General features: G+C 61.6%; 11 protein-coding genes. 5 read left to right on the top strand and 6 right to left on the bottom strand.

What is annotated here, in order from left to right; all coding sequences use genetic code 11:
• Positions 1-32: 32 nt before the first annotated feature.
• The 4 genes from ribB to QM841_RS42670 all read right to left on the bottom strand — a co-directional run bounded on the left by ribB (position 33) and on the right by QM841_RS42670 (position 4088).
• Positions 33-1301, bottom strand: a complete 1269-nt coding sequence (gene ribB / locus QM841_RS42685; RefSeq protein WP_283336769.1) for a 3,4-dihydroxy-2-butanone-4-phosphate synthase — start codon at positions 1299-1301, stop codon at positions 33-35.
• 94 nt (positions 1302-1395) lie between these two features.
• A complete protein-coding gene (locus QM841_RS42680; protein WP_283336768.1) occupies positions 1396-1920 on the bottom strand; it encodes a flavin reductase family protein in 525 nt (174 codons plus the stop codon).
• 24 nt (positions 1921-1944) lie between these two features.
• Entirely contained in the window at positions 1945-3018 is a 1074-nt protein-coding gene (locus QM841_RS42675) for a hypothetical protein (RefSeq protein WP_283336767.1), read from the bottom strand.
• A complete protein-coding gene (locus QM841_RS42670; RefSeq protein ID WP_105423863.1) occupies positions 3015-4088 on the bottom strand; it encodes an LLM class flavin-dependent oxidoreductase in 1074 nt (357 codons plus the stop codon). Before QM841_RS42670 ends, QM841_RS42675 begins: the two co-directional genes overlap by 4 nt.
• Before the next feature lie 107 nt (positions 4089-4195).
• On the opposite strand from QM841_RS42670, the gene QM841_RS42665 reads away from it, so the two are divergent.
• Positions 4196-5014 (top strand): MaoC/PaaZ C-terminal domain-containing protein, encoded by an 819-nt coding sequence (locus tag QM841_RS42665; protein ID WP_283336766.1) that lies wholly within the window; start codon positions 4196-4198, stop codon positions 5012-5014.
• Positions 5015-5054: 40 nt separating this feature from the next.
• Here QM841_RS42665 and QM841_RS42660 read toward each other — a convergent pair whose 3' ends face one another.
• Positions 5055-6161, bottom strand: coding sequence for a thiolase C-terminal domain-containing protein (locus QM841_RS42660; protein WP_283336765.1), 1107 nt, complete (start codon positions 6159-6161; stop codon positions 5055-5057).
• A 92-nt stretch (positions 6162-6253) separates the two neighbouring features.
• Here QM841_RS42660 and QM841_RS43730 point away from each other — a divergent pair, with 92 nt between their 5' ends.
• From QM841_RS43730 to pgi, 4 genes are all read left to right on the top strand, one after another.
• Positions 6254-6664, top strand: a complete 411-nt coding sequence (locus tag QM841_RS43730; protein WP_477953911.1) for a Zn-ribbon domain-containing OB-fold protein — start codon at positions 6254-6256, stop codon at positions 6662-6664.
• A gap of 121 nt (positions 6665-6785) precedes the next feature.
• A complete protein-coding gene (locus tag QM841_RS42655; RefSeq protein WP_283336764.1) occupies positions 6786-7019 on the top strand; it encodes a DUF3263 domain-containing protein in 234 nt (77 codons plus the stop codon).
• A gap of 221 nt (positions 7020-7240) precedes the next feature.
• The gene (gene gnd / locus QM841_RS42650; protein ID WP_283336763.1) at positions 7241-8128 is read left to right on the top strand and encodes a phosphogluconate dehydrogenase (NAD(+)-dependent, decarboxylating); all 888 of its coding nucleotides are present in this window, start codon (positions 7241-7243) and stop codon (positions 8126-8128) included.
• Positions 8129-8172: 44 nt separating this feature from the next.
• Entirely contained in the window at positions 8173-9816 is a 1644-nt protein-coding gene (gene pgi / locus QM841_RS42645) for a glucose-6-phosphate isomerase (protein WP_283336770.1), read from the top strand.
• A gap of 15 nt (positions 9817-9831) precedes the next feature.
• Here pgi and QM841_RS42640 read toward each other — a convergent pair whose 3' ends face one another.
• The gene (locus tag QM841_RS42640; protein ID WP_349307469.1) at positions 9832-10137 is read right to left on the bottom strand and encodes a WhiB family transcriptional regulator; all 306 of its coding nucleotides are present in this window, start codon (positions 10135-10137) and stop codon (positions 9832-9834) included.
• Positions 10138-10373 lie beyond the last annotated feature (236 nt).

Genomic DNA, 10373 nt, shown 5'->3' with positions numbered 1-10373 from the left:
AGTTGCCATGACCAATCTTAACAACCGATGGCTTATTTATGACTCAGGACACTAGTTTCTTTGGTGCGCAGGTAGTCGATGTTGTGGCGGTTGACATGTGGAGGTCGGGTCACACGTTCTGTTACTTCGACGCCATACCTTGACAAGGCGCTGATCTTGTCCGGGTTGTTGGTGATCAACCGTGCTCGTGTCACGCCGAGATCCCTGAGTATGGCGGCCGCAACAGCGTAATCCCGTGAGTCGACGGGCAGACCCAATTCGAGGTTCGCATCGACTGTGTCGTAGCCGTTCTCTTGGAGCGCGTATGCAGCCAACTTCGCGCCCAACCCCACGCCGCGTCCTTCGTGGCCGCGAAGATACACGATGATCCCAGTGCCTTCTGTTGCGATCAATTCGAGAGAGTCCTGGAGCTGGGGACCGCAGTCGCACCTGAGAGACCCGAGAATATCGCCAGTCAGGCATTCGCTATGTACGCGAACGAGCGGTGCCGCCGTAGCCGCAGAATCGGAAAGATGCGGAGTTCCGGCGACCAACGCGAGGTGTTCCACGCCGTCGTGTGCTGCGAAAGCATGCCCGGTGAAGTCGCCGTAGGCCGTCGGAATTCGGGCTTCCGAAACGCGAGTGACAATTGGCTCTCGCATCCGTCGATGCTCGATGAGGTCGCGCACGCAAATGATCCTCAGATCGTGTCGACGTGCAAACTCGAAGAGTGATGCACGACGCGACATCTCACCATCATCGTCCACGAGTTCGCACAGGACACCCAGAGACTCGAGACCAGCCATTCGGCATAGGTCAACGGTTGCCTCCGTGTGCCCTGGGCGCTCCAGTACGCCTCCTGGCCGGGCCAGGAGCGGCATCACGTGACCCGGCCGGGTGAGAGCGTCAGGGAGAGTCTGAGGGCTGGCAAGCGCACGAGTAGTCACCGCGCGGTCCGCTGCGGAAATGCCTGTCGTGACACCGTCACGTGCATCGACCGATACCCCGAACGCGGTCCCGAGGACTTCGGTGTTGCCGTCGGGCGGAACCATCAGTGGCAGGCCCAGCGTTGCCGCACGTGCCTCGGTCATCGCGACACAAACAAACCCGGACGTGTGTCGGACGATGAAGGCCATCTTCTCGGTTGTGACGTGCTCAGCCGCCATCACCAGATCGCCCTCGTTTTCCCGGTTCTCGTCGTCGAGGACGACGACGATTTCACCGCGTGCGATGGCGTCTAGAGCTGCCGGCACGGTATCGAACCGTTCATGTGGAACCGCAGTGTCGCGCTGTCCGTCGGCCGGGGAAATGTGTGTTCTCATGGTGCCTCCGACAATGCAGGGATACGTGGACTCAACGAGGGGAAGGGGACGTGGACGGGAGAGGTGATCCAGCTGGGCGGCGTGCAGTACGGACTCAGTCGGCGATGTGCAGTCGTCCGTACTTGCCCCGGTGAAATAGGAGGGGCGACCGTCCGTCGGCATAGAGATGCTGAACCCGCGACACCACGATCACGTGGTCACCCGCGACATGTTCGGCTTCGACACGAGCCTCGATCCAGGCGACAGCGTTCTCGACGACCGGTGCCCCCGATGGAGAGGGCCGCCAGGCCAACCCTGCGAACTTGTCACCGCCCTTGACCGAGAGCTGGCGACCGACGTGTTCCTGATCTTCGGCGAGAATGTTGATCACGAAGGTGTCAGCCCGCTTGATGGCCGGCCATGAACTGCTTGTGTGGGCGACGCAGAACGCCACCAGAGGCGGATCCAGAGAAACTGAGGTGAAGGAGTTGGCTGCCAATCCGGCGCCTTCTCCGGATTCCGGATCCAGAGCAGTGATCGCGATGACACCGGTAGCGAAGTGACCGAGTACCGATCGCATCGCAGCGGCATCGACCTCGGGAAGACCCGTGACGTGTTGCAATGGTGATGTCGCGCTCATTTCGACCTCCGAGAGTTGTTGGATTTATAGGTGGTGCCCGCGCTCGTCCCGAATCGATGGCGGCGCGGAATCCTCGCGTACGTGAGGATCGATTTCGACCTGGATGGATATTGGGGTCATTGCGCTGATGGCTTGCTCGATCCGTGCGTGCCACATGCCGTTCTTCAGAAGACTTTCGCGGTTGAAGGAGACGAAGATCGTCGCCGAGTCCAGCGTTCCCTGCCGTGCTACGCGTAGTTCCCAGTGTGCGATGCCGTCGATGCCTCGAAGTGCCTTCGTGAGGGCGGAGAAGGAGATCCACCGGCCGCGGATGAGGAGAAGGTCACCATGGGTGTGCGTAGGCATGGTGAGGGATTCACCGTCCCTGCTGCTCAGATACCCGGTACGCACTCCGATGTGCGCGAGGCTCGAGTGCCACGGGTACCTCACTACGATCTCTGCGAGTTCACCGTGTGCAGACGTTTCCGGGGGTGTGGCGAGTTCGAGTAAGTCTCCGTGTGTCGGGGTGAGCGCAGTGGCGCTCTGAGTTTTGTGTGCGATCGGGATCCCGCTGAGAGGGTCGGTGAACAACTCGACGGTTTGGGCGCCGAATTCACGCCCCAAGTGCTCGATCTTCTTCGGGTCAGCGATCTCACCGGTAAGGAGGATCAGTCGGAGTTCCAGGTCCAAGGGCTCGACCAGGAATTCGAGGTGGAGTCGTGCGAGAAAATCCGCCACACCGGTGGCCGTTCCCACCAGAACATTAGCGCGCATGTTCTCGACTGTGCGCAGCAGCCGCATTCGTCCGCGAGGCCCGATGCTCGCCGCTGCCGCCGCCACTTCCGCGGCCGCCTCTGCGACCAAGGTTCCCCCGAGCTCACCGTCATTGTTGAGCGAGACGACAACCCGATCGGTGGCTTTGACGCCTGCGTCGGTGAGGGTTTTTGCCGTCAACGCGACCGCAGCCGCGCGATCCTCTGCCGAGAGTGGGAACGCGGCAGTAGCAGTTGAGTCGACGTGCAAGAGCCCCTTGGCCTTCGCCGCGGTAATTCCTGCCGCGGAGAGGTTACTTCTGCTGATCGGCTCGGGACGAGTCTCGATGGATTGTGTGTGTGTCATCGAATCTCCACAACATCGGAAGCGAACAGCTTGATCGAGCTCAGGACATGCTCGTTGTCGAGACCGCCGACCTGGAACTGCCCGATCAAGTCGGTGACGCCGGCTTCCTCGAGCCGCTGCACAGCCTTACGGGACCCATCGACATCGTCGATCACGATCATCAGGTTGTCGCGGAGCGTCTCGATGGCTTCGTCCTGGGACTGGCCGGCGGCGAGTGCTCCGAGGACGCGGTGGCTCGCGTGCCGTGCGTCGTAATAGTCAGGCGGCGCAACCAGATTGACCTGGCGACGGATGTACCACATCACCGCATCGGCGGCATTGGCATGCGCCTCATCCGTCGTTGGCGCGACGTGCCACGGGATCATCAGTGCGATCTTGCGTGTCTCAGGGTCGAAACCGTGGCGGGCCAGCTCGGCCTTGTACTTCGCGATGTCCTCGGCGACATCGTCGATGCCCTTGAGCATGGTCATGCCGAGGAGGTTGTAGCCTCGCCGTGCAGCCTGTAGGTATCCGTCGAGGCTGGTCGATGCGACCCAGACAGGCGGGTGCGGTTCCTGCAAGGGGCGCGGGTAGACCCCAACGTCGGGGACGCTCCAGTACTCGTGTTCTGCGCTGTAAGGTTCGCCGTCGGCCTCCCAAATCCCGAGCACGGTGTCGAGGTTTTCCTCCCATAGCGTGCGGGACTGCTCGAAGGGACGCTGAAAGGCTTGGTACTCGAGCGGGGACGCTCCCCGGCCGGTGCCGAACTCGATGCGTCCTCCCGAGATGATGTCCATGGTCGCTACACGCTCGGCGGTGCGAATCGGGTGCGAGAACGGGAGGAGTACGACGCCGAGCCCGAGCCGAATCTGTTTGGTGACCCGTGCAAGTGCGCTCAAAACGATATCGGGAGCCGAGGAGTGCGAGAACCCGCGAGTGAAATGGTGCTCGACCATCCAGGCCGTGCTGTAACCGAGCCCATCGGCGAGGGTGACCTGCTCGATGAGATTCTCGAACGCCTGCTGCTCGACCTCTTTGGTCCGCCCACGCACCTCGAGTTCATATCCGAGGCCTGCCCGCAGCTTTGCCATGCCAACTCCTGTCAGTAGTACCAAGCGATCGCTTGGGTTTGCCTCTGTGCGACCGTGACTTCGCTAGCGTAACCCAAGCGCTTGCTCAAATGCTATACGCTCACGTCATGCAGATGACGGATTGGGTCGGATACAAGCTGGGCACCAGGGTGGTGCGGTACTGCGAAGAGGACGCGATCTTGTACGCGCTCGCGGTCGGTGCTCGCGCAGATGAGTTGCCCCTGATCTTCGAGCGTGACCTGAAGGTCTTGCCGACGTTCGCGCTCACGCTGGGACTGTGGGTCGCCGATGCGGCATCGGCGGCCGGCGCCTTCGTGCCGGCACAAGCTCTGCACGGGTCTCAGTCCCTGACGATGCGCGGATCCCTCCCGCCCACCAGCGAATTCGAAGTCACCGGCCATGTCGAAGCGGTCCGCGACACGGGACGATCCGCGATCCTGGACATAGTGTGCGACAGTGACTATTTCTCCGCCACCTACTCCATTATCCTGCCTGGTCAGGGCGGCTTCTCGCCGTCCACGCCACGGGTGAAGGCAAAGCCGGAGGGCGTCGGCCGGGCGGTGGAGCACGAATCGCGAACCATTGAGCTGTCGCCGGAGCAGGCCGTCCTCTACCGGCTCACTGGCGATCGCCACCTGATCCACGTCGATCCGGCCGCGGCGCAGGCTGCCGGCTTCGCGCGTCCCATTCTTCACGGTCTGTGCACGCTTGGCGTGGTGGCGAAGTCCCTCGCTGAGCCGCTGGGGGCGAAGCCGTGGGAGCTCAGGAGGATCGAGGCGCGATTTGCCGCACCCGTGTTCCCTGGGAGCACCCTTGCCGTGGCCACGGTGCAGCCACCAGTGGGAGACTCTGCCGCGGGCCTCGAGTACTCCGCTTCTGTCGATGGCCGTTGTGTCCTCGCCGACGGGCGAGTTTCTTACTCGTGAATTTGTGTTGGGGGCTCGGTCAACTCCGGTGTTGCGCCGGCTAGGGACTTTCGAGAATGGTGGCGCTTCCGTAGCTTCCTCCGAAGCCTGTGCACAACGCGACATGCGGGGATTCGACCTGTTGAGACGGCGCAGTTCCCCGAAGCTGTCGCACGGCCTCCAACACATTGTTGAGGCCGTGTATGTACCCTTCCGACAGCAATCCACCGTGAGGATTGACCGGAAGGGCGCCGCTCGGGAGGGCGTCGCCCGAGCGCACAAATTCCCCGCTCCCCCCGACGCCACAGAAGCCGAAGTCTTCGAGTTGCTGAAGCACGATGGGGGAGTACGCGTCGTAGAGCATCGCCACGTCGACGTCGATGGGGCGAAGGCCGGACACTTTCCACAACTTGTGGGCCACGTAGCGGGAAAAGATGGCTGACAGATCAACGGCCTTGTCCATGCTCGACGAGCCCCCGCCCCCGCCCCGCACCACAGCGGCGATACGGGGACTGTTCGGGCTCACGGCGTCGGCGATATCCGCCCTGCTGACAATCAGTGCCGCACCGGCGTCGGTCTCCTGACAGCAGTCCGCTCGGCGCAAGGGGGTCGACACGAACGGACTGGCACGATAGTCGTCACAAGTGATGGGGGCATGAAGCAGCGCGCGCGGGTTCGATGCGGCCAACTGCCTCGATTGGCAGACCACCGAGGCGAGATCCTCCTCGGTGGCGCCAGTGTCGTACATCCAGCGGGCGGCTGCCATTGCAAACAGATTGACCGGCCCCGCCATACCGAATGGGATGGTGAACTGCGTTTCTCCGCCGGCCACCCGAATCGCTGCCTGGCCCATCCGTTTTCCGGATCGGCCGTTCAAAGCTCGGAATACGAGCACGTTTGTTGCTGTGCCCGAGTGGATCAACATTGCGGCATCACCGAGGATCGACGCAGATTGCGTCCCGCCGCCATAGATCTCATTCGTCCAGGTCTCGGGCGACAAGCCGAGATGCTCGGCCACCGTGTTCACCGGTGCAGAGTCGGCCATGTGGTAGGACAGGACGCCATCGATATCGGAGTTGGCGAGGCCTGCATCCTGAATGGCGGAGCGACTCGCCGCCAGTGCCAGTTGGAGGGGGCTGACGCCACTGCGGCGGGATATCTCGGTCATGCCTATCCCGCTCACCGCTGTCGCTCCGGCGAATGCTTGTCTTGTCATCTGCTCCCCTTGTAGACCAAGCGCTTGCTTGAGAGAATAGCGTCATGTGGACCCGAACAGCACCGGAACCTAGCGACCTTGCGCGTCCGTTCTGGGAAGGATGCAACGAGGGCCGACTACTGATCCAGCGGTGCCGTACGTGCGGAACCTTCATCCACCATCCCGAGCCTGAATGCACTCGATGCCGCGGAACGAATCTCTTCTTCGACGAAGTCAGCGGACGAGGACGCATAGACACGTTCACGGTGGTCCACCGAAGTTTCGTACCAGGCTACCAGGACATTACGCCCTACGTCGTTGGCTGGATTATTCTTCCGGAACAGAGAAACCTCAGAGTTTTCAGTGCGATTCTGGGTGAGGGCGTCACCGCCCGCGTAGCAATCGACGCTCCGGTAGAGGTTCGGTTCGAAGACGTCGCGGGGTTCGGAGCTGTTCCCGTGTTCGAGTTGACATAGACGGAAATGCAGCAATCACTGCCCCTCAGGGATCGTGAAGGCAGTTGGAATGTACAGATCCGACGCCTCACTCGAGCTGGCGCTGAACCGGCAGCCGCACTCCAGATAGAGAGGTGACGCAATGATGTATAGCGACGATGACGCAATGCTCGAGTTCGCCAAGCAGTGGTACCCATACGGTGGTGGCGAAGACAGCGACATATTTGTCGAGTTCGGCCTGCCGGCGAGCGCCTACTTCAGACGGCTTGCGAAACTGGTCGAGGGCTCCAGGGGTCGACGCCTCTCGCCTCAGCAGATACAAGGCATCCGGACCGTCGTTCGGTCTCGTCTCGCCAGAAGGCAGACTGCGGCCTGACGCCGGAATTTTCCGGTACGGGTGATCGAGTCCCCACCGGGACGGTGTGAAACAGCGCCCCGACGACTTTGCCTCCACTCCGCGGACTCGACTGCGACGGTACACCGATCCATTCAGGCCAGGTTGCGACTAACGCCGGTGTCCTCGGGGTCAATCGCACATCACGCCAATGACTTAGGCCAACCGAAGTCCCGCACTAGACGACGAAAAGGACCACAAACTTGAGAATGGGATTAGTAGGACTCGGGAAGATGGGCCATAACATGCGAGAAAGGATGCGGAGCCGTGGCCACGACATCGTCGGTTACGATCCGCGCATAGGCTCCAGTGACGTCGATTCCCTTGCGGACCTGGTATCGCGTTTGGAGGCCCCCCGGATCGTCTGGGTCATGGTTCCGCACGGCCGGGCCACGCAGGACACCGTGCACACACTTGGGAATTTACTCGATCCCGGTGACCTCGTCATCGACGGCGGAAACTCGCGATTTACTGATGACCAGGCACACGCGAAGCGACTTGCGGCGCGAGGAATCGGCTACATCGATTGTGGGGTGTCGGGCGGTATCCGGGGGAAGGAACTTGGCTACGCGTTGATGGTCGGAGGCGAATCGGAGGACGTGGCGCGAGCCATGCCGCTGTTCGAATCGTTACTGCCCGAGGGAGACCCAACGAAGTGCTTCGTGCACGCCGGACCGGTGGGTGCCGGCCACTTCGCAAAAATGGTCCACAACGGTGTCGAGTACGGTCTCATGCAAGCCTACGCGGAGGGGTACGAACTGCTGTGTGCCGAACACCTCGTGACCGACGTGCAGGGCGTTCTTCGAGCATGGACTGCAGGCACGGTCGTGCGCTCATGGTTGCTCGATCTTCTGGTCGAAGCGCTCGGCGCGGATCCCGCGCTCAGCGAGATCTCCGGCTACGTGGACGATTCGGGTGAGGGGCGGTGGACAGTCGAAGAAGCAATCGGTCATTCGGTTCCGGCTCCGGTGATCACGGCTGCACTCTTTGCACGGTTCTCCTCGCGTCAGCTCGACTCGCCCGCCATGAAGGCGGTGTCTGCCCTTCGTCAACAGTTCGGGGGACACGCAGTGCAGAAGGTCGCGTTGTGACAGAAACAGGCTCTCACCTCACAGGACTGGCAAAGGACCTCTCGATGTACAGAAGCGCGATCAATGCGGCATGGACGGACCTATCGATTGAACACAAAGAGATGTCCTCGCGTCATCTACGGGAACTCTTCGCCGAAGATCCGGCCCGCGGCAACGAGCTGACTCTCACCGCGGGTGATCTCTATATCGACTACAGCAAGAATCTCGTGACACGGGATACGCTCGAGCTGCTCATGGCTCTCGGCCGGGCTGCCGCACTCGAAGAACGCCGCGACGAAATGTTCGCCGGCGGGCACATCAACTCGACCGAGGACCGTGCAGTACTCCACACCGCGCTGAGACGCCCACCCGAGGATGAACTCTCGATAGACGGGCAGAACATCACGAATGACGTGCACGATGTCCTCGGTCGAATGGGGGACTTCACCGACCGTCTGCGCTCGGGTAGTTGGCGCGGTGCAACCGGTGAGCGCATCACCGCGCTGGTCAATATTGGAATCGGTGGATCCGACCTGGGGCCCGCCATGGTTCACCGTGCCCTTCGGACTTACAGCACCGAATCGTTGGATGTGCGCTTCGTCTCGAACGTCGACCCTGCCGACTTGACAGCAGCGCTACACGGTCTGGATCCGGCACGTACTCTATTTGTCGTTGCGTCGAAGACTTTTACGACGCTGGAGACGCTCTCGAACGCCGCTTGCGCGCGTCGATGGCTGACCGAATCGCTCGGCGAACAGGCGGTGGCGCAGCATTTCGTCGCGGTGTCGACGAACACGGAAGAAGTAGCCGCGTTCGGAATTGATCCCGTGAACATGTTCGGATTCTGGGAGTGGGTCGGTGGCCGATACTCCGTCTGTTCATCGATCGGCTTGGCGGTGATGGCCGCGATCGGGAAGGAACGATTCGCCGAGTTCCTCGCAGGCTTCCATCTGATGGACACGCATTTCCAGACGGCGCCGATTGAGCAGAACGCCCCTATGGTGCTGGGGTTGTTGAACGTGTGGTACGCGAGCTTCTTTGGTGCACAAACCCGCGCAATTCTTCCCTATGCACAAGACCTGGCGAGGCTCCCGGCATACCTGCAGCAGCTGGCTATGGAGTCGAACGGCAAATCTGTTCAGTTGGACGGTGAGCCGGTGCTGGTACCTACTGGGGCAATCCTATGGGGAGAGCCGGGGACGAATGGACAGCACGCCTTTCACCAATTGCTGCATCAGGGCACCACACTTGTGCCGGCAGACTTGATTGGATTTGCCCGTCCTGCAGTGGATCTACCTGCCATCGGCAGTTCTGCGACCATGCACGAGATTCTACTGAGCAATCTTCTCGCCCAATCGCAAGTCTTGGCCTTCGGGCGCACCGCCGAGGAGATCGAGGCCGAGGGAACGTTGCGTGATGTTATCGCCCACAAGGTAATGCCGGGAAACCGGCCCAGCACGACGATACTCGCGCCGACGTTGACACCGTCCGTTCTCGGCCAACTGATCGCACTGTATGAGCACCAAGTTTTCGTCGAGGGGTGCGTGTGGGGGATCAATTCGTTCGACCAGTGGGGGGTCGAACTCGGGAAAACTCAAGCCCTTGCGCTTCAGCCGGCATTGACCGCGGCTGAAGACCCTGCAGACTACGTGGATTCCTCGACCGAGGCGCTCGTGAGCTGGATTCGCAGCACCCGAACATCCGTTTGAGCGCACGGGGCCACGTCAGCCCGCGATGAGCGGACTGACGTGGCTTTCGTGCCTAAACGCAGATCTGCGGCGGTACCCCTTACGATCATCCTCCGACAATCCACCCCACGTGCCATAGTGCTCTCCGGCCTCGATGGCGTGCGTCCTGCACCGAACTTGGACCGGGCATCGTTCGCAGACCTGTTTCGCTGCCTTCGCCCGTGCTGAACGCTCGCGGCCCCGTTCGTTTTCCGGGTGGAAGAAGAGCGCGGCATCCACTCCGCGGCACTGAGCCTGTAGTTGCCACTCCCACGCTTCGGAAGTCGGGGCGGGAAGCTTCATCGGAATCGGTGCGGGCATGATCGTCCTGTTCATCTCTCGTGCTGAGCTCACCACGGGGGCACGGCTTGCGAAGCGACATTTAAGCAAGCGATTGCTTGGTATAGTACAACGACGACGATGACTTTGTCCGCAACGACGAGACGCCCGCACAATGACTGTGCGGGCGTCTCGTCGAAGGGGTGGGTCAGAAGTTGATCATGTGCCCGGCGAGACCGTGGATGGCCTCCTGCAGGGCT

Origin of the sequence: Rhodococcus sp. IEGM 1307 (assembly GCF_030056915.1) — a bacterium.
Taxonomy (GTDB): Bacteria; Actinomycetota; Actinomycetes; order Mycobacteriales; family Mycobacteriaceae; genus Rhodococcus_F; species Rhodococcus_F opacus_D.
This window is presented reverse-complemented; position numbering and strand designations above follow the sequence as displayed.

What these genes read in the sequence shown, in the direction of transcription:
- ribB (WP_283336769.1), bottom strand. Translation starts at nt 1,301, where the DNA reads ATGAGAACACACATTTCCCCGGCCGACGGACAGCGCGACACTGCGGTT.
- QM841_RS42680 (WP_283336768.1), bottom strand. Translation starts at nt 1,920, where the DNA reads ATGAGCGCGACATCACCATTGCAACACGTCACGGGTCTTCCCGAGGTC.
- QM841_RS42675 (WP_283336767.1), bottom strand. Translation starts at nt 3,018, where the DNA reads ATGACACACACACAATCCATCGAGACTCGTCCCGAGCCGATCAGCAGA.
- QM841_RS42670 (WP_105423863.1), bottom strand. Translation starts at nt 4,088, where the DNA reads ATGGCAAAGCTGCGGGCAGGCCTCGGATATGAACTCGAGGTGCGTGGG.
- QM841_RS42665 (WP_283336766.1), top strand. Translation starts at nt 4,196, where the DNA reads ATGCAGATGACGGATTGGGTCGGATACAAGCTGGGCACCAGGGTGGTG.
- QM841_RS42660 (WP_283336765.1), bottom strand. Translation starts at nt 6,161, where the DNA reads ATGACCGAGATATCCCGCCGCAGTGGCGTCAGCCCCCTCCAACTGGCA.
- QM841_RS43730 (WP_477953911.1), top strand. Translation starts at nt 6,254, where the DNA reads ATGTGGACCCGAACAGCACCGGAACCTAGCGACCTTGCGCGTCCGTTC.
- QM841_RS42655 (WP_283336764.1), top strand. Translation starts at nt 6,786, where the DNA reads ATGATGTATAGCGACGATGACGCAATGCTCGAGTTCGCCAAGCAGTGG.
- pgi (WP_283336770.1), top strand. Translation starts at nt 8,173, where the DNA reads ATGTACAGAAGCGCGATCAATGCGGCATGGACGGACCTATCGATTGAA.
- QM841_RS42640 (WP_349307469.1), bottom strand. Translation starts at nt 10,137, where the DNA reads ATGAAGCTTCCCGCCCCGACTTCCGAAGCGTGGGAGTGGCAACTACAG.